This window comes from Robbsia andropogonis (assembly GCF_000970345.1).
In the GTDB taxonomy this organism is placed as follows: domain Bacteria; phylum Pseudomonadota; class Gammaproteobacteria; order Burkholderiales; family Burkholderiaceae; genus Robbsia; species Robbsia andropogonis.
Genome location: NZ_LAQU01000008.1, coordinates 123,992 through 149,564 on the forward strand (window position 1 = coordinate 123,992; position 25,573 = coordinate 149,564).

Annotated in this window: 17 protein-coding genes and 1 riboswitch; of the genes, 13 read left to right on the top strand and 4 right to left on the bottom strand. The window is 59.1% G+C overall.

All coding sequences use genetic code 11. The features are described from left to right. Positions 1–11 precede the first annotated feature (11 nt). The 6 genes from WM40_RS10240 (at position 12) to gabT (ending at position 9,864) form a co-directional block, all read left to right on the top strand. Positions 12–968: an ABC transporter permease gene (locus WM40_RS10240; protein ID WP_024903882.1), complete on the top strand. Its 957-nt coding sequence runs from the start codon at positions 12–14 to the stop codon at positions 966–968. A gap of 106 nt (positions 969–1,074) precedes the next feature. Beyond that, complete coding sequence (locus WM40_RS10245) at positions 1,075–2,037, top strand: ABC transporter permease (RefSeq protein ID WP_082102569.1); 963 nt, start codon at positions 1,075–1,077, stop codon at positions 2,035–2,037. A gap of 2 nt (positions 2,038–2,039) precedes the next feature. Continuing rightward, on the top strand, positions 2,040–3,791 hold the full coding sequence (locus WM40_RS10250) for an ABC transporter ATP-binding protein (protein ID WP_046152801.1): 1,752 nt from the start codon (positions 2,040–2,042) through the stop codon (positions 3,789–3,791). A gap of 62 nt (positions 3,792–3,853) precedes the next feature. Next, the gene (locus WM40_RS10255) at positions 3,854–5,335 is read left to right on the top strand and encodes an NAD-dependent succinate-semialdehyde dehydrogenase (RefSeq protein ID WP_046152802.1); all 1,482 of its coding nucleotides are present in this window, start codon (positions 3,854–3,856) and stop codon (positions 5,333–5,335) included. Positions 5,336–5,513: 178 nt separating this feature from the next. Next, positions 5,514–8,516 carry an FAD-binding and (Fe-S)-binding domain-containing protein gene (locus WM40_RS10260; protein ID WP_046152803.1) on the top strand — a complete coding sequence of 1,001 codons (3,003 nt, stop codon included), beginning with the start codon at positions 5,514–5,516 and terminating at the stop codon, positions 8,514–8,516. Between the two features lie 61 nt (positions 8,517–8,577). Continuing rightward, positions 8,578–9,864 (top strand): 4-aminobutyrate--2-oxoglutarate transaminase, encoded by a 1,287-nt coding sequence (gabT, locus tag WM40_RS10265; RefSeq protein WP_024903877.1) that lies wholly within the window; start codon positions 8,578–8,580, stop codon positions 9,862–9,864. Positions 9,865–9,875: 11 nt separating this feature from the next. Here gabT and WM40_RS10270 read toward each other — a convergent pair whose 3' ends face one another. Continuing rightward, on the bottom strand, positions 9,876–11,255 hold the full coding sequence (locus WM40_RS10270; RefSeq protein ID WP_024903876.1) for a reverse transcriptase family protein: 1,380 nt from the start codon (positions 11,253–11,255) through the stop codon (positions 9,876–9,878). A gap of 268 nt (positions 11,256–11,523) precedes the next feature. Further along, positions 11,524–12,264, bottom strand: a complete 741-nt coding sequence (locus tag WM40_RS10275) for a sulfite exporter TauE/SafE family protein (RefSeq protein WP_024903875.1) — start codon at positions 12,262–12,264, stop codon at positions 11,524–11,526. Between the two features lie 217 nt (positions 12,265–12,481). Next, a riboswitch (Fluoride riboswitch) is annotated at positions 12,482–12,584 on the top strand. A gap of 93 nt (positions 12,585–12,677) precedes the next feature. Here WM40_RS10275 and WM40_RS10280 point away from each other — a divergent pair. Continuing rightward, positions 12,678–14,030 (top strand): voltage-gated chloride channel family protein, encoded by a 1,353-nt coding sequence (locus tag WM40_RS10280; protein ID WP_046152853.1) that lies wholly within the window; start codon positions 12,678–12,680, stop codon positions 14,028–14,030. Between the two features lie 47 nt (positions 14,031–14,077). Here the strand turns inward: WM40_RS10280 and WM40_RS10285 are convergent, their stop codons facing one another. Both WM40_RS10285 and WM40_RS10290 read right to left on the bottom strand, forming a co-directional pair. Then, entirely contained in the window at positions 14,078–14,323 is a 246-nt protein-coding gene (locus WM40_RS10285; protein WP_024903873.1) for a hypothetical protein, read from the bottom strand. 577 nt (positions 14,324–14,900) lie between these two features. Continuing rightward, the gene (locus tag WM40_RS10290; RefSeq protein WP_046152804.1) at positions 14,901–17,021 is read right to left on the bottom strand and encodes a hypothetical protein; all 2,121 of its coding nucleotides are present in this window, start codon (positions 17,019–17,021) and stop codon (positions 14,901–14,903) included. 414 nt (positions 17,022–17,435) lie between these two features. On the opposite strand from WM40_RS10290, the gene WM40_RS10300 reads away from it, so the two are divergent. The 6 genes from WM40_RS10300 (at position 17,436) to WM40_RS10330 (ending at position 25,487) form a co-directional block, all read left to right on the top strand. Then, positions 17,436–18,725: an SGNH/GDSL hydrolase family protein gene (locus WM40_RS10300; RefSeq protein WP_024903870.1), complete on the top strand. Its 1,290-nt coding sequence runs from the start codon at positions 17,436–17,438 to the stop codon at positions 18,723–18,725. Positions 18,726–18,818: 93 nt separating this feature from the next. After that, a complete protein-coding gene (locus tag WM40_RS10305) occupies positions 18,819–19,817 on the top strand; it encodes a YVTN family beta-propeller repeat protein (RefSeq protein WP_024903869.1) in 999 nt (332 codons plus the stop codon). A gap of 7 nt (positions 19,818–19,824) precedes the next feature. After that, the gene (locus WM40_RS10310; RefSeq protein WP_024903868.1) at positions 19,825–20,841 is read left to right on the top strand and encodes a sterol desaturase family protein; all 1,017 of its coding nucleotides are present in this window, start codon (positions 19,825–19,827) and stop codon (positions 20,839–20,841) included. 159 nt (positions 20,842–21,000) lie between these two features. Continuing rightward, positions 21,001–21,459, top strand: a complete 459-nt coding sequence (locus WM40_RS30065; protein ID WP_157685065.1) for a hypothetical protein — start codon at positions 21,001–21,003, stop codon at positions 21,457–21,459. Between the two features lie 232 nt (positions 21,460–21,691). After that, positions 21,692–23,947 carry a TonB-dependent receptor gene (locus WM40_RS10325; protein WP_236693460.1) on the top strand — a complete coding sequence of 752 codons (2,256 nt, stop codon included), beginning with the start codon at positions 21,692–21,694 and terminating at the stop codon, positions 23,945–23,947. Between the two features lie 97 nt (positions 23,948–24,044). Further along, entirely contained in the window at positions 24,045–25,487 is a 1,443-nt protein-coding gene (locus WM40_RS10330; RefSeq protein ID WP_236693461.1) for a PepSY-associated TM helix domain-containing protein, read from the top strand. Positions 25,488–25,573: the final 86 nt, after the last annotated feature.

The window sequence follows — 25,573 nt, forward strand, 5'->3', positions numbered from 1 at the left end:
GGAGATTTCGCGTGAACACTGCCATCCTCCAACTGCTCGTGCGGCGTATCGCTGCAGCCGTACTGTCGCTCCTGGCGATTTCGGTCGTCGTATTCGCCATCACCGCCGTTCTTCCAGGAGATGCAGCGCAAGCACAACTCGGTCAGGACGCCACGCCGGAAGCGGTGGCTGCGCTTCGGGCGCAGATGGGACTCGACGTACCGGCCCCCGTGCGCTACTGGCATTGGCTAGGTGGGCTGATGACCGGTCAGCCGGGTGACTCGTTGGTCACGCATTCATCGGTGGGAACCTTGGTGGGGGGGCGTCTGGCCCATTCCCTTTTCTTGGCGGGCATGACCGCACTGATCTCCGTACCCATCGCGCTGGGCCTCGGTATTCTCTGCGCCGTGCGTCGCGGCTCCGCATTCGATCGGGGCGTCAGCGTGGCGGTTGTCAGCGTCGTGTCGGTCCCCGAGTTTCTGGTAGCCACACTGGCCGTATTGCTGTTTGCGGTGAAATTGCATTGGTTGCCTGCATTGACTTACATCAACGACGGCGACCCACTCGGCAAGATGTTGCGGTCAATGGCCATGCCCGTGATGACCTTGTGCTGCGTGATCGTCGCGCAGATGGTGCGCATGACACGCGCCGCGTTGATCGATCAACTGCAGGCGCCGTATATCGAGATGGTTCGCCTGAAAGGTGCATCGCCGGTACGCTTGGTCATGCTGCATGCGTTGCCCAATGCAGTTGGGCCAATTGCGAACGCGGTTGCGTTGAGCCTCTCTTATCTATTGGGCGGTGTCATCATTGTCGAGACGATATTCAACTATCCCGGCATTGCAAAGTTGATGGTGGACAGTGTCAGTCAACGAGATATGCCGATCGTTCAGGCATGCGCGATGATCTTTTGCGCCGGCTACCTGATTCTGGTCACTACCGCGGACATCTTCGGCATTGTCGCAAACCCGCGTCTGCGTCATCGTTGAATGGACGGACAGGCTTCCCGTGTGCCCGTGTTTTCGCAAGGCGCACCCGGAAATGACGCCACACGCACTGCACCGCTTTTCACGTTACTGGATGGAGTATGAATCGATGAACAAAGCCACGCAAAGCGGCATCGACGAAAGCGTCGCAGCGGAACCGACAGGTGTGCCGGCCGGCGGCCTGCTTGCCCCGTTTCGCCGTTGCCGTGCACGCCTTGGCATTGCGGGATGGGCGGGCTTATGCATCATTGTGGGATGGGTCAGCGCCGCCATCTTCGGCGCGGCCTTCGGTGGCGCGAACGGCGCCAGTTACGGCAATGGCGATGTCCAGATATTCGCCGGCATCAGCGCACAGCATTGGCTGGGAACCGACTATCTTGGCCGAGACATGCTGGCGCGTGTCATCATGGGCGCCCGTTATACCGTTGGCTTGGCGCTAGTTGCAACACTGGTAGCGAGCGGCCTTGGCACGGCACTGGCTTTGATCGCAACCGTGGGCGGCACCACCGTGGACGATACGCTCAGTCGGGTATTGGACACATTGACGGCGATTCCCAGCAAAATGTTCGCGCTGATCATGGTGGCGGCGTTCGGATCGTCCACCTGGATGTTGGGGGCGACCGCGGCCGTCATCTACCTGCCAGGCGCCTACCGCATCGCACGCTCACTCGCCGTCAACATTTACGCGATGGATTATATTGCCGTTGCCCGTACACGCGGTGAAGGGCTTGCCTACATCATGACACAGGAGATTCTGCCAAATATCGCCGGTCCGATGCTGGCGGATCTCGGCCTACGTTTCGTCTACGTCGTCTTGTTATTGGCGAGCCTGAGTTTCCTTGGCCTGGGTATTCAACCGCCCAACGCGGACTGGGGTTCGTTGGTACGGGAGAACCTCGATGGCTTGGCCGAAGGCAGCCTCGCCGTGATCGCGCCGGCATTGGCTATCGCCAGCCTCACGATTGCAGTGAACGTGCTGATCGACAACCTCGCCGGCGGCAAGACGTTGCTTAAACGTAAAGCAAAGATAGACGTAATGAACCGCACTGGCGACACGCACTCGGAGAAGTAATAATGGGCGTCTCGATTCACGTCAATAACCTGACGATCACCGCTGGCGATGCCGTGCTGGTAGACAAGTTGCATTTTGATATTCGTCCCGGCGAAGTGCTGGCGCTGATCGGCGAGTCCGGCTCCGGCAAAACAACCACCGCGCTCTCATTGATGGGATATGCCCGCAGCGGTTGTGCGATTGCAGACGACAGCACAATCGACGTAGGCGGCGTTCACGTGCTGGAACTGTCCGCGGAGGCGCAGCGTGCTTTGCGCGGCCGCAAGATCACCTACGTCGCGCAAAGCGCCTCGGCGTCGTTCAATCCCTCGCGGACGATCATCGATCAAGTGGTGGAGCCCGCCTTGATCCACAAGACGATGACGCGAGATGCCGCCGAACGTAAGGCAGTGGCCTTGTTCCGCGAGTTGTCGCTGCCGGACCCGGATCACATTGGGGCGCGTTACCCGCACCAAGTCTCCGGGGGCCAACTACAGCGCCTGATGGCGGCGATGGCGCTGATCACGGACCCCGATGTCGTGATTCTCGATGAGCCCACAACGGCGCTTGACGTGACCACGCAGGTCGATGTGTTGCGTGCATTCAAGCGGGCGGTGCGCGAACGTCAAACAACCGCGGTCTACGTCAGCCACGATCTCGCGGTTGTCGCACAGGTGGCCGACCGCATTCTGGTTTTACGCAATGGCCAGATGCAGGAGTTCGGCGACACCGATCAGATCCTGCATGCGCCAACCCACGACTACACGCGCAGGCTGCTCGCGGCCGTGCGGCCTGACACACGGGTTAGCAGTGGCCATGTCATCGACGGTGCCGCCATGGCAGCGCCCGCTTCAGAGGTGGGCGGGGCATCGTCGACATCGCCCGACGTGACATCCAGGGGAACGGTAACGCCGAAACAGCCATTGCTGCAAGTGGACGTGCTTTGCGCCGGCTATGGTCGCCTCGATAAACAGGGTCGCCCTGAAAACCAGATTCTGGATCGCGTCGACTTGAAACTGTATCGTGGCCAAGCAATCGGCGTGATTGGAGAATCCGGGTCGGGCAAGACGACGCTCGCACGCGCGATCGCCGGGCTTATCGCGCCTTACGAGGGGCGCATTCGCTTCGACGGCCAAACGCTGGCGCACGACCTCGGCCGGCGCAGCCGCGAAGAACTGCGTCGTATACAGATCGTTTTCCAGATGGCCGATACCGCGTTGAATCCGGGTCATACGATCGAGCGCATCCTCGCCAGGCCACTGCAGTTCTACCACGGGCTGAAAGGGCGGGCGCTGCAGACGCGCATTGCAGCGTTGCTGGATATGGTACGCATGCCGCGCGATACAATGCATCGCTATCCGGCCGCGTTGTCGGGCGGGCAAAAGCAACGTATCAACCTCGCGCGAGCCTTGGCGGCGGAACCCGACTTGATATTGTGCGATGAAGTCACCTCCGCATTGGACACGGTCGTCGCCGCGGCGGTACTGGACCTGATGGCGGAACTCCGGAAGGAACTGGGTGTATCGTATCTGTTCATCAGCCACGATCTGCACACCGTGCGCGCGATCTGCGATGAAATCGTCGTCATGCAATACGGACGCAAAGTCACGCAGATCGCGCGTGCCGACTATGACCAACCCGAGCCGCATCCCTACTATGCGTTGCTTTCCAAGTCGGTGCCGGAACTACGACGGGGATGGATCGACGAAGTCGATCTTCGCGGCGTACGAACGCTGGCCGAAGAAGCCGCACGAAATACACCATTGGCTGTCTAGCCGACATCACATTCATGGCGCGATAACGCGCTTCTACCGTACAAATCCTAGGAAAATCGATCATGTCTTTGACGATGAAAAACGCCGCCCTGTTGTTGGGCCAGAATCATATTGACGGTGCATGGGTCGATGCGGCCGATGGCGCCACCTTCGGTGTCTCCGACCCGGCAACCGATGAGGTTTTCATGTCGGTCCCAGACAGCGGTGCCGAGGATGCCCGACGCGCGGTGGATGCCGCGCATCGCGCATTCGCCACATGGCGCAAAGTGCCGGCGAAGCAACGGGCGAGCATCATCAAACGCTGGAACGATTTGATCATCGAGCACGCCGATGACTTGGGCAAGCTAATCTCGCGCGAACAGGGCAAGCCGCTTGCCGAAGGCAAAGGCGAAGTGTCGTACGCCGCCAGCTATGTCGAGTGGTTCGCGGAGGAGGCCACCCGGACAGACGGCGACATCATCCCTTCTCCTGCCCCGGGTCGCATGATGTTTGCCTTGCGTGAACCGGTTGGCGTCATTGCCGCGGTCACCCCATGGAACTTCCCCGCCGCGATGATCGCCCGCAAGATCGCCCCGGCACTGGCCGCCGGTTGCACGGTGGTATGCAAACCCGCGGAAGACACGCCGCTGACGTCTCTGGCACTGGTAAAGCTCGCCGAGCAGGCCGGTGTGCCGAAGGGCGTCTTGAATATCGTCACCGCCTCGCGCGCGCATACGCCCGATGTTGTCGACGTCTGGCTCGATGACAGGCGCGTGCGCAAGATCACGTTCACCGGCTCGACACCGGTCGGAAAGCATCTGGCACGCCGCAGTGCGGACACACTGAAGAAGTTGTCGCTGGAACTCGGCGGCAACGCTCCGTTCATCGTATTCGACGACGCCGACCTCGACGCGGCCGTCGAGGGGCTGATGATCGCAAAGTTCCGCAACGGCGGCCAGACCTGTGTCTGCCCCAATCGTATCTACGTGCAGGACAGCGTGCACGACGCGTTCGTCGACAAGCTCGCGGCGCGCGTGTCGGCCTTGAAAGTCGGACCCGCAACGGACCCGACATCACAGATCGGTCCGATGATCAACGCACGAGCCGTGGACAAGATAGCGCGCCATGTACGCAACGCGGTTGAACAGGGCGCAGAGCTCGTGGTGGGCGGCGAACGGATCACCGGGCCGCATATCAAGAGCGGAAACTACTTTGCACCCACCGTATTGACAGGCGCCACTCCTTCGATGGATTGTTCGTGCGAAGAAACCTTCGGCCCCGTCGTACCCGTGACGCGCTTCACGACCGAGGCCGACGTGATCGCCGACGCGAATGCAACCCCATTCGGTCTCGCCGCGTATTTCTACTCGAACGATGTGCGCCGGATCTGGCGCCTGGCCGATGCAATCGAAAGCGGCATCATTGGCGTAAACGAAGGCGCACTCGCCGCTGAAGCGGCGCCGTTTGGCGGTATCAAGGACTCGGGTTACGGCCGTGAAGGCTCGCGCCACGGTATCCAGGAATACATGCACATCAAGTACATCTGCCAAGGCTCTCTGCGTTAAAAACCGCTCACCGACGGCGGCGCCCTCAAGGTCCGGCAAGGGGATCGAAGGATCTGCCGTCATTCCTTGAAATTCAGCATCCGGTGCCGCACCACACGGTCTTTTCGATAGTTTCGCGTCACCGCGACTTCCTATACTAGGTACTGCACTTCGTGCTCTTCTGGTGCTAAATCGATCAATGAAATCGTCCTTCACACGCGGCGCGGATCTGAATCGCATGATGACATTGCGTCGTCGATTGCAAGCGGAAACCACTGCCGAGGTGCGTTTCGACGCAGCGACGCGTGCCGTCTATGCTTCCGAGGCGTCGAACTACAGGCAACCGCCGATTGGCGTCGTCGTGCCACGTTCGACCGACGATTTCGAGAAAACGGTGCGACTTTGCGCGGAATTGGGTATCGCGATGTTACCGCGCGGCGCCGGTACATCGATGTGTGGCCAGTCCGTCAATGATGCGATCTGTATCGATCATTCGAAATACCTGCACGAAATCGAGCATGTTGATGCCACGGCGCGCCATGCAATCGTGCAACCCGGCGTCATCTGCGATCAACTCAAGAAAGCCGCCGCGAAACATGGCCTGACGTTCGGCCCGGACCCGGCCACGCATAGCCGATGCACGTTGGGCGGCATGATCGGCAATAACTCGTGCGGCGCCCATTCGGTGATGGCGGGCAAGACCGTTGAGAACATCGAGCGTCTCGAGATTCTGACCACCACCGGCGCACGTTTCTGGGTTGGCGCGACCGACGACGCGGCGTATGCGGCACATATGGCGGCGGGCGGCGAGCAGGCCCGCATCGTCGCCGGTCTGCGTGATCTGGTCACCCGGTATGCGGACGACATCCGCGCGGGCTTCCCGAAGTTAAAGCGACGCGTATCGGGCTACAACCTCGATCAACTGCTACCGGAAAACGGATTCAATATTGCCCGTGCCCTGGTAGGAAGCGAAGGCACGCTCGCCACCACGCTGCGGGCACAGACGACGCTCGTGGAAGGTCGCCCGGAGCGCGTGCTCGTAGTGCTCGGTTTCGAGACGATCTTCGACGCGGCGGACAGCGTCCCCGATCTACTGCCCCTGGGCGCTATCGCGATGGAAGGCCTAGACCAGGGCATCATCGGCGGTCTGAAGGCTTTGCGTCTGAAATTGGACGACATTGCGGAACTTCCCGCCGGCGATGCCTGGCTCTTGGTCGAATTCGGCGCGGCAACGCGTGCCGAAGCTATTGCGCAAGCACAAACGATGGTGGCAGCCGCGCAACATTTCCCGCAACGCCCAAGCGTGCGCTTTGTCGACGACGCCACGTTGATGAATCGTCTGTGGACGATTCGCGAAACAGGTGCCTCGGCCACGTCGCTATCTCACATTCCTGGGGTGCCCGATCCGGTGGTGGGCTGGGAAGACGCTGCGGTAGAACCCGCTTTGCTTGGCCCTTACTTGCGTGAATTCACCGCACTGGTAGCGCGTTACGGTTACAAGACCAATCTATACGGTCATTTCGGCGACGGCTGCATCCATTCCCGCATTACATTCGACTTGCGCTCCAAAACCGGCGTGCGGTCGTGGCGCGATTTCCTGGAAGAGGCCGCCAGACTCGTCGTCAAGTACAAGGGATCGCTATCGGGCGAACACGGCGATGGACAAGCCAAAGGCGAGTTCCTGCCATTGATGTACCCACCCACGCTGATGCAGGCTTTTCGGGAATTCAAGGCACTGTGGGACCCGCAACAGTTGATGAACCCCGGTAAGTTGATTGACGCCATGCCTGCCGATGCCCATCTGCGCATGGGCCCGGACTATCGCCGTGGCGATATTACGGGTGCCTTCACGTATCCGATGGCGGCACATACCGTTTCCGGAGACAGTTCCGAAACCGGACAAAAGCAGGATCGCGGTTACGGACGCGAAACCGAGCGCTGCATCGGCATGGGAAAATGTCGGTCGCTCGATGCGGGGACCATGTGCCCGAGCTTCAAAGCCACGCGCGAGGAACGGTATTCGACACGAGGTCGTGCCCGACTCTTTTTCGAGATGTTGAACGGCGAAATCATCAGTGAATCTCGCGATGCCGATGCCGTCAAGGAGTCGATGGATCTATGCCTGTCGTGCAAGGGCTGCAAGAACGACTGCCCGACCCATGTCGACATCCCGAAATACCGTGCGGAGTTTCTGCATCGCTACTATCAGACCCGGCGCCGCGCGCCGATGGATGCGGCCGTGGGTCGTATCGGCAATTGGTTGCCCCTTGCCACTCGTTTCAGCAGCGTATTGAATGGCGCCATGCGCAACCCCGTGGTCAAGCGTGCCGCACGTCGCTTTGGCTTGGCCGAGACCGCGCAGTTCCCCGATATTGCGCGCAAGGCATTTCGTGACGGCGTGGTGGCGAAGACGCTGTCATCCGATTGGTCGAACGGCTTTGGCGAGAACGATGTCGTGATCTGGACCGACACGTTCAACAACGGCTTTACGCCTGAAGTGCTCGAAGCCGCCGTGCAAGTGGTACGTGCCGCGGGGGGCACGCCACGGTTGACACCGCGCCATGTCTGCTGTGGTCGCCCGCTGTACGACGTCGGCCTGCTGGACGAGGCGCGCACGCAGTTGCACGCCATCCTCGACATGATGGGCCCGCCAGTGGCGGCGAATGTGCCGATCCTGGTTCTGGAACCCAGTTGCCTTTCCGTTTTCCGCGACGAAATGCGCGCCTTGATTGCCCATGACGCGCGTGCCGACGCGTTGGCGGCAGCCTGCATCACGATGGCGGAATACGCGCGGAAACACGGGCTGCGAGTGGACGCACTGGCGAACGACGCCGTGCACTTGCACCCACATTGCCATCAACGCGCCTGCGGCGGTGCCGGCGCGGAAAAAGCGATTGGCGCGAATGTGCTCGATACCGGTTGTTGCGGCATGGCGGGTGCCTTCGGCTATCACGAAAAAACCGCCTCGGTGGCTAAGACGGTCGGCGAACGCGAATTGCTGCCCGCACTCCACTCGCTGTCGGCCGACAGCACCGTGGTCGCGGATGGCTTCAGTTGCCGCACGCAGATCAAACGCCTCAGTGGGCGCCACGCGCGCCACCTCGCGGAAATCCTGGCCGCGTCGCTGCCCCCGGAAGACCACGACACATCGTCCGCGGTCCCTGACCCAACAACGGTCAGTGCCGCTCGCACCACGCCCTGAGCTCACGTCTCGACACCTTATTTGCGGTCCGATCCGCTGTTTTTCTGGAGAACTTTTCGTCATGACCCGCGATAACGCCGCTTTCAACACTTTCCGTCAACAACACGTGCCGCGAGGTGTCGTCACCGCGCATCCGATCTTCGCCGACAAGGCGGCGGGCGCGGAGTTATGGGATGTGGAAGGTCGTCGCTATATCGACTTCGTCGGCGGTATCGGGGTGCAAAATATCGGTCACTCACATCCTAAAGTGATCGCGGCCGTGCATGAGCAGTTGAAGCGTGTCACGCACGCGGCATTCCAGGTCGTCGGTTACGACGGCTATGTAACGTTGGCGGCAAAGCTGAACAAGATGATTGGCGGCGATACACCGTACAAGACGTTCTTCGCGACCACCGGCGTGGAAGCGGTAGAAAACGCGGTAAAGATCGCGCGGGCCTATCGCAATGTGCCAGGTATCATCGCGTTCCGAGGCGGTTTCCATGGCCGTACGTTGTTGGGCTCGACACTAACCGGCATGAGTTCGCCCTACAAGCAGAATTTCGGACCACTGGCAGGCGATGTGTATCACACGCCCTATCCCGATGACTATCGCGGCTTCAGCGCAGCGGATGCCATCCGTGCATTGGAAGATCTGTTCGCCACGCAAATCATGCCGGACCGCGTTGCCGCAATCATTATCGAACCGGTGCAAGGCGACGGCGGTTTCCTGCCGGCGGGCAAGGAGTTCATGCATGCATTACGTGATCTGACGCGGAAACACGGCATTGTCCTGATTCTCGACGAGATCCAGTCCGGTTTCGGCCGTACCGGCGAAATGTTCGGCTTCCAGCATTTTGGTATTCAACCGGATCTCGTGACGGTGGCGAAGTCGCTCGCAGGTGGACTGCCTTTGTCGGGCGTGGTCGGGCGTGCCGAGATAATGGATGCGCCACTACCAGGCGGTCTCGGCGGCACGTATGCGGGGAATCCGCTTGCGTGCGCCGCTGCTCTCGCGGTATTGGATGTTTTCGAGGCGGAAAAGCTCCTGGAGCAAGGACGTGCTTTGGGCGAGCAACTTCGTGCCGGTCTGCAGCGTATCGCCGCCGCGTCGCCGGAAGTGGGCATCGTGCGTGGCGTGGGACCGATGGCAGCGCTGGAATTCGTCAAGGATGCCGATCCGTTCCAGCCGGACGCACACTTCGCGCAGGCGGTAATCGATCGCTGCCGCGAGGAAGGCCTGCTGGTGATCAAGTGCGGGGTCCATCGCAACACGTTACGCCTGCTCGCGCCGCTGAACACACCGAAGTCGGTCGCGGAGGAAGCGCTGGCTATCCTCGATAGCGCGATTGCACATTGCCGCGCGGCATGATGGCAAGATAATCATTGCGGCATCGCGTGCACCGTACCGTCGTCCGGCGGTCGGGCCGGGGCGTCCTCAGGCCATATGATGCGATCGAACAAAACCTTGAGCTTTGCGCCGCGTCGCGGATTGAGCATTGTCGCGTGCGCCACCTTTCCCATCAGGTGAGCGCGAAAGTCCCCATGTGCTTCACGATTTTGAGATGCGGGACCATGGAGCGCGCAGTTATGCAGCACGGCTTTGCATCGGTCGTAGCAATCACGCGCCAGGTTCGGATGTCGATTGATGACGACACCGGCAAGCTGTTGCCGAACGCCTCGCGGCATTCCATGCGTTTTACGCGAATGCACTTCGAACCCTTCCTCCAAAGCAATCGCCGCGACCTGGATGGATAGCCGCTCGCTGGCGCGCGCGAGTACGCTGCCGCCGGAGAACGCCAGATCGTCGGCATAGCGCGTATAGCGTGCGCCGAGGGCGCGAGCCAATGCGGATAGCCGCATATCGAGTCGAAATGCGCATAAATTGGCCAGCGCGGGCGACGTCGCCGCACCTTGCGGTAAATGCCGAGCGCGCAAGCGCTCACGTTCATGCCATGTGAATTTTCCGCGTAACGGAGGCGCGTCGAAATATGCACTTGGCACACGATTTGTCGTCAAGGCCGTGATCGCGCGCGCCACGGCGAATGGATAGCCCAGGGTTCGGAAGATCGCATGCACCCTCCCGGCTGTCACAGAACTGAAGAAATCCTGAAGATCAAACGACAACACCATCGCTTGCCCGGCATGCGGCGCCGCGAATGAGACGATGTTGCGCCTTTTACAGAACCCGTGCGCGGCAGCATGCACGGGAATATGATCGAGTATTTGATGCAGGATTTTATGCTGGGCCGAACGTAGCAGCGGCTTCGGCCGCTCAATCAAACGGTAGCGGCCGTCTCGTTTTTCGCAAGCGTGATAGCCGTAATGATGCAGCCGGCGCGCATGGCCCTCCACACGCCAACGATCGGCAAGCCATTCCAGATCGGTAGAGCGCAACTCCAGCCAATCGGCGAGGTCTGCCAGTGTCGGCAACAGCGGGATCGAGATATGCGCCAGCGAGACGGGGGGCGCGACTTGCGTGGGGACGCGCTTCAACACCCGAACGAATGTGGGACGATCCACGCCAGACCACGCCGCGGCGAAGGCCGGGACATCGACGATCAGCAGTGCGAGGTCTTCCGGTGATGCCTCCCGCCAGCAATACGCGAAGCGTTGCACGGCAAGGGTCGCGACATCGTGACACCACGGCGGGTCGGCACCGACTACCGCTACGATCCGCTCGACGACACTGGCGTGTTTGGACGGGCCTGCAAGGGCAGCTTCCGCGATAAGCTGTACCGCAGCTGATAGATCGAGTTGCATAGTAAAAGAGGAGCCACGAATCAACGTACCGGTGTGGCGAGAGCGGGCTTGCGCCGTGCGCAACGGGGCTCTTGCGGTGCAATGCGACATCCAAATCATCCACGGGGTAGCCCCGTGGTCCTGGGCCAAAATGACAGCGCCCGAGGAATAAGCTTGATCCGTGCTCCAGGCAAGCACCTTATCGCCGAGAGCGACTCGCTGTCAATAAGACCGGCTGACCTCTTCCACGGATGAGGATGCGCCGACTCATCGCGGAAACCGCGCCGGATCACGAATGAATCAGGCCAATGATGCCGCGCGCCACAAGTTCACCGCCAAGGAGAATCAGAAAAATGAGAAAGCCACGACGAAACGCGCGTGCGCTGATACGGTTTCGCACTTTCTGCCCGATCCACATACCGATCAACGCCGGGATCACGGCCAATATCGACAGCCCCACGCGTGCGATCGGCAGGCCACCGTGCAAGAGCAAAGCTAACGCCAACGCAATCGTCGATACGGTGAATGACAAACCGAGCGCCTGCACCAGCCGGTCTTTATCCATATCCAACGCTTGCAGATAAGGGACCGCAGGCATGACGAACACGCCGGTCACACCGGTAATCAGGCCAGTCACCACGCCAATCACCGGAGATAACCACCACTCCCAGGCGAGCGGCACACGCAAGGACGGTCCAAGCAATGCATAACCGCCATAGACGATCAACGCCGCACCCAGCGCGACGCCAGAATAATGAGACGATCCGCCCACCAACAATACAGCACCGGCCACCGTCCCAATAACGATGCCTAGCAACATCCTCGATAGACGCCGCCATAAAACATGTAACCCGCCGCCAGCCACCAATTGCCAGACGTTCGTCACGAACGAAGGAATCACCAGAATCGCCGCCGCGCTGGCTGGCGACATCACACTGCCGAGCAATCCCATCGCGACAGTCGGCAATCCCATCCCGGAAATCCCCTTGACCAGACCCGCCAGCAAAAATGCGCAACACAACCAGACCATCCCATCGTCTCCCTGTTCTTCGTCGGCGCGTGCGTCCCCGAGGCAATAATCGTCCTCAAAGCCGAAACTTGGTCTGCAGGAGGCGCCTGATCAACGCCGCGCATGGGTTGCCTGCGATTGTACCGCCACGCATTTCACCGCACGGTGCCGTCCTGACAGACTGGACAGGTTGGCGCTATTTGGGAATAATGCGGGCATGCGGCTTTTCTAGAGGACCAGCCGCGCAGGAGATGGTGCTCCTCCTGGTTTAGACAAACCGCCCCGTCGATCGCTGAATATATTATTCCGCAGGACGCGAGGCCGATGGCGCCTACAGTTTCCCTGATTTACGTCCGGGGCTGTGGGCGCGCGCGCATTGTCGCCGCCCCCACCCCAGCGTGCGTCAGGCCCTTATTTTCCTTGCCTGTGCCGCCATGCCGATTTTTCTGCGCTTACTGCAACGCCTTGGCGTTCCTCCGGAACCGCTGGCCTCGCTGCTGTATCTTGGCAAATGGTTCACGCTGTCCAGTATTGTTGCGGTCCTGTCCGGATCAGCGTCCGCATTATTCCTGGTCGCACTCGACCACGTCACGTCCTGGCGTGAAGCGCATCGCTGGATTATCTGGCTGCTGCCTTTTGCCGGCTGTGGAGTCGGTCTGCTGTATCACCGCTATGGTCAGTCCGTAGATGGTGGCAACAACCTGCTGATCGATGAGATACACGATCCGAAGCGGGTCATCCCTCTGCGGATGGCGCCGCTCGTGCTGGGTGGAACCATCGCTTCGCACTTGTTCGGCGCGTCGGTCGGCCGTGAAGGCACCGCTGTTCAGATGGGAGGCGCGCTAGCCGATCAATTGACGCATGTGTTCAAACTCCAGCACGAAGACCGGCGCATTCTGCTGATGAGTGGCATCAGCGCAGGGTTTGCCTCAATATTTGGAACGCCGCTGGCCGGTACGATCTTCGGCCTGGAAGTATTGGCAATCGGCCGGATGCGATACGACGCGTTGCTACCCTGCCTGATCGCGGGGTTGGTGGCGGACCAGGTTTGCCGCGCATGGGGTGCGGTTCACACCCACTATCTCGTCTCCGAGATCACATCGATCAGTTTTCATAGCGCCTTCACCGTCATGCTTGCGGGAATACTGTTCGGTCTCGTCAGCAGGGTATTTGCAAATGCAACGCACGCGCTAGGTAGGGCCATCAAGCGTATGATCCCTTTCGCGCCATTTCGCCCATTATTCGGTGGGGCTGTGATCGCCACTGCCGTCTGGGTGTTCGATACCTACCACTACATCGGCCTGGGCATTCCAGACATTGTCCTTGCTTTCAACGAGCCCATGCGACCGTGGGACTTCATCGGAAAATTTGTCTACACGGTTGGTTCGCTCGGCAGCGGGTTCAAAGGCGGAGAAGTAACACCGCTCTTCTACATCGGTGCAACGCTTGGCAATGCACTGGCGCCATTCCTGCACCTGCCGATATCGATGCTAGCGGGAATCGGCTTTGTTGCCGTATTCGCAGGAGCGGCCAACACGCCCGTGGCGACCATTCTGATGGCCATCGAGTTGTTTGGCGTCGACATCGGCCCATTTGCCGCCATAGCCTGCGTCATGGCCTACTTTTTTTCAGGCCATACCGGGATTTATCACGCTCAGCGCTTCGGCTCAGGCAAATATCGCTCGAACCAACGGTATATTCCTGAAACGCTGCGTCTATCGGAACTCGGACGCGCCGATACTGTTGGCGATGCCAAAAGCCCGAAAAACCCCGAAAATAGCGTTTGATTCGGATTCGATAATCATCGACGCAACGCGGCAGATAACCTTACGAATCAGTGATCAAACAGTTCAGCTTGAGAAAAACCGTGCGCGCTGATCGACGCACGCACTGTTTCCAGTGCTTCATCGCGCTGAGCACGCCATTTGATAGCAGTTTCCGCGGCGCGTTGTGCCCGCTCCGCTTCTTCAGCGTCACGTTCCAGTTCGCTGCGAGACTTGAATAGCGCATTAAACCGCGCGATTGCATCGTCGTTCCTGCGCATCGCGACCTTGTCGGTGGGAAAGCGCGTGTCCTTCATTATGGATTTACTCTCCGATTGCACTACGACGGCACGGATTGCCCGTACCGGACCGATTTGGATTAGCGGTCTTATCGAATCGATATTTTAGCAAAACCTGCGCCTGACGATGCAGATCCAGCCTAACCAGCCAATGTCGTTCCGGAAAAAACGACAAATCCACTCTGGGCCTTATGGCGAAAAGCCTGGAACCGCGCCTTGGCGATAGATCGCATTCTAAGCCGTTTTAGTCGACTAATGGGAAAAAATCTTACGCGGTGATTATTGCGGATGATTAATGTCGGCCAAGCCCTTCGTATTAGGAAATAATACAAAGAGTCGTTTAATACACATTTGACAACAGTTCGTCCGTCAGGGATGCCTTCTATATCAAACAGTGCATTTTACTACGACACCCGATTCTTCCAGAGCAAGCGCCTGTTTGTCGTGCACGGGGCGTTTACCGCGGATCTTCCTCCCGCCACCTCGGACCATAAACTTTTCAACCATAGGCCTAGTAAACGCGGTGGATTTCAAGACTGATCTACACCAATCATCATGTTCGTCGTGGCCGACGCGTCATTGAATGCCGAGACGTTCAAGTGCCCATCCTTGAGCAATGAAAAGCCAGCGTCTTCCGCTCCGCCTCCGTTGAGAAACCGCCGTGGGTGATCGCCATGTCGATAGTGAAATCGCCACGTCCGATGCAAATGACGGCATGCATCACGACGCGCTGCCATGCGCGATCACGCGCATCTGGTGGCAAATCGAATCGTCGCGCAAAACGGTCGAAGCGACTCAGATGTTCGTCGGCGGCATCGGGGATATCCCACCACACATCGGCGACCGCTTCCGAGATAGCGCATGCCACTTTCCACGACGGCCGCAATAAAGTCGTATTGCAATCACATAGCAAGTCCCGCAAGCTCGACTGTATATAGCTGTCGTAGCGCCATGAAAATCCCGCGGTGACCATGCTTTCACGCATGGCCACGAGCGCGCCAATCAGCTCGACGCTATCCACAGCCGAGACCTGCTCGATCACCCCGGCGCCAGGGTCGCTGATTATCGGGCATCGCGGCCGGCACGTTTCCTGATCCCAATTTTCGTGGCGTGTCCAATCATCGCGCATTTGCCTGGCACACGTCACCTGCCATTGCACGGACGCCAAAATCGCCCGCAGCGCCAGCGCGGGCGTGCGAGCATTCAAGGCGTTCGTACTCTGCCGACCTTCCCATGCAACGCATTGCGAAGACATCTCAAAGGCAAAATCTTCAGAGAAATGCAGAGAACGCCGTCTATACTCCGTCCATAACCGCAAAACAAGGGTGCCTTGCAATTGCCACGGTGCGACATTGATACGTTCCCATAACACCGTCAGGTCGTCGAATTCCGGTGTGCACGTTATATCGAGATAGATAGACCAGAACGGCAACGTTGTTTGCCGTGCATGGCCCCATGCTTGCACCACGTCATCGGGCGCGCCCAGCACTTTATCGCGGTAATGCTTTTGCACTTTTGGGGAAAAGTTTTCCCAGCAATCCCCCAATGCATGCGATTGTCTCGCGACCCCATCCACCAGAAAACGATTTACTTCGTTTAACATTCCGTCATCGTCAATGTCCCATCGCGTCAATTGCTCAACGAGAATATCCGATAGCCGTGATCGACGGTCAACTGGCGTTCCGAACGGGTTTTTGCCCTTGTTTAGCAACGTCATCGCAATGGTCTTCGCAACCGCCGACACGATGCCCGCGGAATCCCGCGTCGCGGAAATGCTGAAACGCGTGACCAATGCGTCACGTACCGTATCACGTTGATCGATCGAAACGAGGTAGCGAAGCACGTTGACCAACAGCTCCCGCGGTACAGGCTCCGACACTTCCCGATAACGGATTGAAAACCAATGAAAGGCCCGATTGAGCTTTGCAAATACCGGCATGCCCAACAGCGGCTGCACCAATGACAAGATGTCCGGCCAGTACGATAGCGGTAGCCCGACCGTGACTTTCAAAACGTGGTCGAGATGGCATAGAGGATAGCGAACAAGACTCAACCAAGGCAGATAGGTTTCCGCCTTACACAACTGCTGCAAGGCCGTATTGCGCAGTAATGGTGAAGATGATGAGGACACGGCATGGTGCTGCCTGATCACATCCGCCGCCGCGCGCCATTGTTTGCATGCCATCAACGCGGGACTACCGTCCTTATGCTCGCATACCGGCATACGCCAGAGACTGACAATCTCCGATTGTGCGGGTGCGACGCCCAATTCTTTCTCGAAATCTCCCTGCCGATGCGCAAGCCGCTGGACCAACAGCAGCAGCGCCACAGGCCGTGCGTCGAACGGGAAAAGCGCAATCGTCTTGAGCGCTTCTATAAAACCCGACAGTCTCCTCTCGCCGGACGCTAGATAAATTCTATCCGCCACCGAGGCGACCTGAACGAATCGTGCCAGGCTGATTTGCATTGCTGCCAATGTCGACTGGGAAGACATCCCCAAAAACGCCGCGCCACGCGCGTCCAGGTGCTCGCTGATTGAACCGATGAGTTCGAAGGGGAGGCCGGGTAGCGTAGCGGCATGCTCCTTACGGAAAGGAAACATGGGCGGCGACGCGATGTCCTCATCCAAGCAACGTCCGGTTGTCGGCCACGCGCCATCGGCGACCAACGGTTCAGCGGAAAACGCATCGGAATATCGCGCCGTTGAAGCGTCCATGCCGTTACTCCTTCATGTATTGTTGTCTCCGACGCTTGCCGTCGGTCATCGCTTCCTCAATGTAGTCGCAAAATTGCAGCGCTGATTGTGAGCTTGCGATCTCTTTACGCGTTGCCCGCAACGAGGGAAGTCCGGCACATCGATACCGCTGCAGCAACAGCCAACATCCGCGCGGAATCGATGCCATGAGACGGCCATGCGTGGCTGTAAGCCTGAACCGGCGTTTGCGCAGCGAGAGACGCTTGACGGTCGAGCAAGACGAGAGATAATCGCGGAGCCGGCAATGTTGATGCTGGATCGACCCAGTGCGTCCACGTCCTGCCTGGCCGGCAGTTGACGGCGGGCGCATCCTCTCCGGCAAACATCGCACCTGTTGATGCAACGGAAAACACTACAAAACAAAGTGAATCACAGATGATCCACCCTGTTGACGCGCGTTTGCGCCATACGTGCCTGGCACTCGTTTTCGCGATCGCGTTTTTACGCGTGGCACATGCTGACAGCGGTGCCGGGACGACGCATGATGAGACATGGCAGGCTGCGTGGGGCACGGCGATGCAGTCCGTGCCTCCCGCCACCCATGCACCACTCTATAATCTCGCGCCGGCTGTCGCAGGCCGGACAGTGCGCGAAGTCATTCAGGTGCGGACAGGAGGCACGCTCTGGCGACTCCGTTTATCAAATCGGTACGGCGAAACGCCGGTCACGATTACCGCCGGCACCTTGGCCCAGGCCCGGAATGGGGCAGCGCTGGCCGGCACGCCCCTCCCGCTGACATTCGGCACCGCGGGATCGGTTACGCTTGCACCGGGCGAGGAGCGGTTGAGCGATCCGATCGCCGCCGCCTTGCAGCCTGGCCCGCTATCGATCAGCTTGGCGATAGACGACGGCACCGCGGCACCGCGGACCTGGCATAAACTGTCGAGCCAGGTCACCTTCGTCGCCGCAGGCGACCGCACCAAGGATCGCGCGGCCAGTGCCTTTCACATCGGTCCGACATCGTGGCTTTTCATGGACATGTTGCTGGTCGCCACAAAGCCGCCGGCCGGTGTCATCGTCGCCATCGGCGATTCAATCACGGACGGCATGCGGTCGACACTGAACGCCAATGCGCGTTGGCCGGACCGGCTGGCCGAGCGCCTCGCCGCTCAAAGCAATGCCAACGACGCCCGCGGCAACCCGACCGTTGTAAACATGGGGATCAGCGGCAATCGCTTACTCAGCGATTCCCCATGCTATGGCAAGGCATTACGCGCGCGGTTCGATCACGATGCGTTGGAGATCGCGGGCGCTCGTGACATTATTCTCCTGATCGGTATCAATGACATCAATTTCCAGGCGATGCCGCCACGCGCCGGGCTCGACTGCGATTTCCCCCATACGAAAGTCACGGCCGTGGACCTGATCGACGGTTACAAAGATCTGATCATGCGCGCGCATCGCGCAGGAAAACGGTTGACCGGCGCGACGTTGACGCCGGCGTCGCTGCCACCGGATCGCGAAAAGATTCGCCTGGCTGTCAATCGATGGATACGCGGAGGCAATGGATTCGACAGTATCATCGACTTCGACCAGGCGCTGCGAGACCCTGTTCATCCGTCGATGCTGCTGCGAAAATACGACAGCGGCGATCACATCCATCCCAACGATGCCGGCTACCGCGCAATGGCCGCTGCCATTCCACTGCCGTTTTTTGCTGATTGACCCGAAAGTACGTCAACCATTTTGGCGCCTCTCACGTTTTACGATCACACAGCACGCCGCGTCGGCGTGTCTTGTCCGCCAACGTGATCATCCATGCCGCTGAACCGTGTCTGTCATGCCCTCGTCACCGTGATCGTCACGAGTCTCTGCCTCGCCGGACGGGCTGGCGCCACGGATCGCGTCATTGTCCTTGACTCCGCGCAAGCGCAGTTGACACTGATTGATCCCGCCACCCGAACCGTCGTTGGCAATATCGCGACCGGAAAGGAGCCGCACCACCTGATGGTCACACCCGATGGCCGATCTCTGATGGTGGCGAACTCGGTATCCAATAATCTGATGCTCGTCGACCCGCATACTGGCGACATCCAACGCACGATTCCACATATCGAGGACCCGTATCAACTCGGCTTTTCCCCTGATCACAAGTGGTTCGTCACCGCCGCCCTGCGGATAAACCGCGTGGATATCTATCGCTACGACGGCACCGACGTGACCCTTGTCAAGCGCATTCCCATTGGCATGACGCCCAGTCACCTGACCTTTGCATCCGACAACCGGACCGTCTTCGTCACGTTGCAGGATTCCGGTGAATTGGCGGCGATTGACCTGCCAACGCAGACGATCTTGTGGCGCATGCCCGTCGGCACGCAACCGGCCGGGCTGTGGATGACTCCCCAGGATCGCTACCTGCTGGTCGGCATGACCGGCGAGGATGATGTGGCAGTAGTCGATTGGCGGAATCGCCAGATTGTAAAACGCATCCACACCGGGCGGGGGGCACATAATTTCCGCTATCTGGACGATGGCTCGCACGTCGCGGTATCGAATCGCGTTGCCAATACGATCAGCCTGATCGATTACAACACGCTGACCAACGCCGGAGATATCACCGGCCTGTTGCCCGGACCGGACGACATGGAATTGACATCCGATCACCGCTATCTGTGGGTGACGTTCCGATTCGCCAAACACGTGGGCATCATCGACCTCGGCACGCGGCAGTTGATCGATACCATCCGCGTCGGTCGATCGCCACACGGTATTTTCCTGGCGGATCGCGCGCCGATCCTGTCCCCGAATCCCGATTGAGGCGGACATGATCGACCACATCCTGACGCTCGCGGATACAGCGGTATCGTTTCTGCAGACGCAACTATACGAGCACGTAGTGCAGCCGCTGTTCTTCCGCTTTGGATTGATGGGTTACGACGAGGACACCTATGACGCGTTGTACATGGTCATCGTCGGCGCAATCCAGGTACTGCTGACCTACGCGGTATTACGTCCGCTGGAAGCGTGGCGACCGGTAGAGCATTGGGCGGAACGCAAAGCGCTGCACGCCGACGTGGTGTACACGTGGATTGCCAAGCTGGGATTGCTCAACCTGGCGTTCTTCGTTCTGTTTCAACCACTTTTCTTCCATTGGCAAAGCTTGATCACGCTGTATGGCATTCCGAATATCGACATCGATGCGCTGTGGCCCGGCCTGACCGATCAGCCATTGGTTTCATTCTGCCTCTATCTCGTCATTCTGGATTTTGCCGGCTATTGGTATCACCGCTGGCAGCATAAGTTCGGCGTATGGTGGGAATTGCACGCGGTGCACCACAGCCAGCGTCAAATGTCGTTCTGGAATGACGACCGCAATCATATCCTCGATACCTTCCTGCAAGCGGCGTTCTTCGCACTTATTTCTCTGTTTATCGGCGTCGAGCCGGCACAATTCGTCGTGCTGGTCGCCGTAGGCAATTTCATGCAGAGCGTGCAACATATCAATGCCCGGTTGCCGTATGGATCGGTGCTGGAGCGCGTTATCGTCAGTCCGGCATTCCATCGCCGGCACCACGCCATAGGCTATGGCCATGAAGGCATGCACTACGGCTGTAATTTCGGCGTGCTGCTGCCATGGTGGGACATGCTGTTTCGAACAGCTGTCTGGACGAAAACGATCGAGCCAACCGGTATACGCGATCAGTTGCGCACAGGTGGCCAGCCAGGCCGATACTACGGAAACGGGGTACTCGCGCAGCAATGCTTAGCACTTCAGCGCATCGCGGCGCGGCGAATCCTTGGCCGCCGTATCCCGCCCCAACGCAGCACGCCATCTTTGTAATCGCGGAAATAGACGGTAATCATCGTCTCAAAAAGGATAGAATGCGGGGTTATGTTCCCTGTTCTGTCCCTTTGCCGTGGCAATAGCTACCGTGCGCGTCTGCTTCGATGGGGCGCCGTACTGGTAATGCTATGCCGCGGACTGCTCTGCGGTGCCGTCATGTTCGACATGAACGCGCCAGCGGGTAGTTTCGGGCTGGTCATCTGCTCCGGCTTTGGCCCGATGTTTCCGGCGACCGCGAAAGACCCGAACGACCACTTGCCGCCCATGCCGGATGACAGGGCGGCAAGTCACACCGACATGGCAATGGACATGTCGATGCCAATGCCGATGTCCACCGTCACATCGACGGATTCAGACCGCTCGTCAACGCTCATTCCCGGCGCAATGTCAGACAGCATGCCGATGCATGGCACCACGTCCGTAAGCAATATCTGTGCATTTAGCGCGGCCTTGCTGACCGGCATTGGCGCACTGTTTGTCGCGCTTTTGCTGATGGTCGCGTTGCCGACCATCCGACGCGTGCGTAATCGATTCGTTCGAGTTGTCATCCGCACGCCCTTGCCTTTCTCACTGCCGCTTAGCCGCGCGCCGCCCTTTCCCCCGCATCCCGCTTGATAATCCGTTCGCCCTGATTTGCCTGCCAGGCGCATTGCGCGCCAGGCACGTCGACGCTCGTGCCGACGTTTTCCGGCTGGCTTTTCGTTTCTCGCACTTGTCGAGAGGCACGTACGCGTGACGATGCGGCGCATACCAGAAATTCTGTTCGCGCCATGGGGCGACTCGTCTTCGACAAAGGATCGCATGTTGCCATTGATGAACGACAACAGTATCCATTACGCTATTTTTCATGTTTTCTCGACGCGACATGCCGATGCGCTCGGCATACGGCCCCTGGGTCCCGCCGCCCTTTCGCTCTACTTTTCTCGCACGACGACTGAAGATCATCGGTCTGCTGGCAACGCTATACATGGCCCAAAATGCGCTCGCGCAGGCGAACACTTTTCCGTCCTCGGTGGACGGAGCAGTGCAAAAATCGACCGATATCCCAAGTGACTCGACGCATCGATGGGATACAAGCGCATTGCCTGCGGTTTCGGTAAAGGCCGTACGCGAGACCACGCTCGATCGCACCACGAGCACCGGCTCCAATCTGGGCCTTTCGATATTTGAAACGCCAGCAAGCATCGAGCGTATTGATCAACAGACGCTTCGAACGCGAGGTGATGAAAACATCACCGACGCAGTCAGCCGGGCCGCCGGTTTCAGCGAATCGCCACATCCTGGAAACGGCGGCAGTGAGCTGGCGGCGCGCGGCTTCATCGGCAGCAGTTCAGTCACACAGTTGTTCGACGGCGTAAAGCCATACGGGGCGATTGGCGTGACCTATCCATTCGACACCTGGTCCGTCGACTATATTGACGTCCTACGTGGCCCCGCCTCGGTAATATACGGCGAAGGGGCGATTGGCGGCATTGTGAACATCGTGCCAAAAAAACCAACGCAAGGGCCGATTGAAAATGAAATACGGCTTGGTGTTGGTACGGAAAAGACCGCACGCGTGGCGTTCGGCAGCGGCGGCGCCATCAACGATAAACTGTCTTATCGACTCGATGTCAGCGGCAATCGCTCCGACAACTGGGTAGATCGCGGTAACAGCAAGGACCTGTCATTCTCCGCCGCCGTACGCTATGACATCACGCCCACATTGGATGTCACTGCATCCTACGCGCAAGGATATCAACATCCCATGCGCTATTTCGGTATTCCACTGGTCAATGGCACGTTGGACCGGTCGCTATACAACAAGAATTACAACGTAGCCGACAGCGTGATCTCCTACCGCGACAGCTGGGCCACGCTGGCAGCGCAATGGCGCCCCAGTGATGCGCTGCGCATTTCAAGTACGTTTTACAGAATGAAAAGCAATCGCCACTGGCGGGATGTCGAAGACTACAGCTACGTGCCATCCAGCGGGCAGATCGCCCGCGGAGACTACACGGAGATCTTCCACGACCAGGAACAGATCGGCAATACCACGTCCGCCACGCTGACACATGATATCGGTGGACTGAAGAATCGGGTGGCCGTCGGCTTCGACATCAATCACACCACGTTCCAGCACGACAACAACTCACCGTATTCCGGTACGTCGACCGTTGATGCATACGATTTCGATCCAGGACTGTTCATCAATATTCCGGGCACGAAACCGAAATACCGATCGCAATCGAACGCATTCGCCCTGTTCGCGGAAGATCGGCTGGACCTGACATCCCGTTGGTCCGTGATTGGTGGCGTCCGCTATGACCATGCTTCAATCAATCGGATCGACCTCGTCAACGGCGGGGGTTTCTCGAAAGTTGTCGCCAACACCGGCTGGCGTGTGGGGTCTGTCTTTGACTTGACCGAGAATACGGCCCTCTATGCGCAATATGCCGAAGCCGCTGATCCCGTCAGTTCACTGCTGATGCTGAACGCCACCAGTGCCCAATACAAGTTGGGCACGGGTAAACAGATTGAAGTCGGCATCAAGCAGATCTTCCTTGACGGCCGCGCGGAGGCGACACTGGCAGCCTATCGGATCGTCAAGAACAACTTGGTGTCCCCCGATCCCGCGAACCCCGACAATTCGATACAAATCGGTCAGCAATCGTCCCGGGGCGTGGAGGCGACGGTCGGTGCCGATATCACGCGCAACCTTCATGTCGATGCCAACGTATCGCTGCTGCGCGCGAAATACGACGACTACGCAGCCAATATCAATGGCGCGCTTGTATCGCAGGCTGGCAACGTCCCGGCGGGTGTGCCACAACGACTGGGCAATCTCTGGTTGCGATATCGCTTCAAGCCAGCGTGGACCGCCATTGCAGGATTGAAGTTTGCCGGAAAACGTTACGCCGATAGCGCAAACCAATACAGCATGCCGTCGTACACGACTGTCGATCTCGGCCTGGCATGGCAAGCACGTCGCGATACGACAATCACGCTGCGCGGCTACAACATATTGAATCGACGCTATGTGCAAAGCGCCTATTACAACGAGACGCAGTACTTGCTCGGGAACGATCGACGCTTCGAGTTGTTGCTGGACTACCGATTTTGAGACGCGCTCAGGCTAGGTTCGCATTCTTGGCACAGGCGTATCCTACCCGGACCCGGCAATGCGAACTCCCGTACCGTATTGATGAGAGAGGCACAACATGCAGCTAACCCACCCTTCCCCGATGCCACGTGGTGACGATGCGCAAGCCGCCGCACGCTATAGGATGCTGTGGCGCTGGCATTTCTATGCGGGCTTGTTCGTCATGCCCTTCCTGGTGGTACTCGCGGTTACAGGCATCCTGTATTGCTTCCAGCCGCAGATCGACCGGTTGTTGCATCGCGATCTGTTCGTCGTACCGGTGTCGACGGGACCACGGCTGAGTTATGACATCTTGCTCGATAAGGCGAAAAACGCCGAACCAAGTCGGGCAGTCGCCACCACGTTATCCGTTGAAAGCGCCCCCGACCGTTCGGTCGAATATCGGTTCAAGCTCGCGAACGGCGAAAAAGAAAGCGTATTCGTTAATCCGTATACGGGTGCGATACTGGGCCGTCTCAGCGTCGAACATCGCTTCACGCAACAAGTGCGGATGATCCATCGCGGCTTGCTGTTAGGCAAGCCAGGCGAGATCGTCATGGAACTGGTCGGATGCTGGACGCTGGTGATGTTGGGCACTGGCGTTGCCATGTGGTGGCCGTCATCAAGACAGCCCGCCCGTTTATGGCCGGACAAGCGCCGCACCGGACGCGCCTGGTGGCGCGACGCACATATGGCACTGGGTGCCTGGGTCGTGATGGGGGCCCTCGCCTTCGTCCTCTCCGGACTGCCCTGGACCAGTACCTGGGGCAAGTGGTTCAAGCAAGTGGTGACCACCGCCAGGGTCGGCTATCCACTCGACACCTATGCGCCCCAGAGCGTTCATTCCCTGCCACCCGGTGCAGCGCCGTCTGCCGCTCGCCAACCTGACGCGCACTCGGACGTCATGCCGGGCATGGTCATGGACGATTTGCCCGTGAAACAACTGCCATGGGCCGTAGGCGCATTGCCTGTTCCCACGACGGCAGCGGAAAACGCACCGTCGATTTCCATCGATCGCGTTGTCGCATTGGCGGCGGCGCATCACGTAACAAGCGGCTATCAGATCGTGCTGCCGAAACGGCCGACCGACGTTTATACGGTGACCTACTTTGCCCTTGATCCTCGCGACGAGCGCACCTTGCACATCGACCGCTACGACGGACGCGTGCTGAAGGATATCGGCTTTCGCGATTATGGCTTCATGGGCGCAGCCGTCTCATACGGCACCAGCTTGCATATGGGCCGTGTCTTCGGCCTGGCCAATCAACTGCTTTGCACCGCCATCTCTCTCAGCATCATGGCGCTGGCGCTCAGTGGCTTTTGGCTATGGTTGAAACGTCGCCCAACAGGGCAACTGGCCGCCCCTGCCCGTCCTGCCAGTGTCCCGGCGATGCGGGCCTGGATCGTCGGCTTGGCCGGGCTTGGGATTCTTTTCCCCCTGCTCGGCCTGACATTGTTATTGACATGGTTGTTCGATAACTGGATCGCGGGAAGACACGATCGCGGCACCGTGCCAGTCTGATCGAAGCGGCGGACTGGCGCGCGAAGGAAGCGAGTCGGACGCCATCCGCCATGCGTTCCTCCGCCAACGTCATGCTTTGTCCGGAC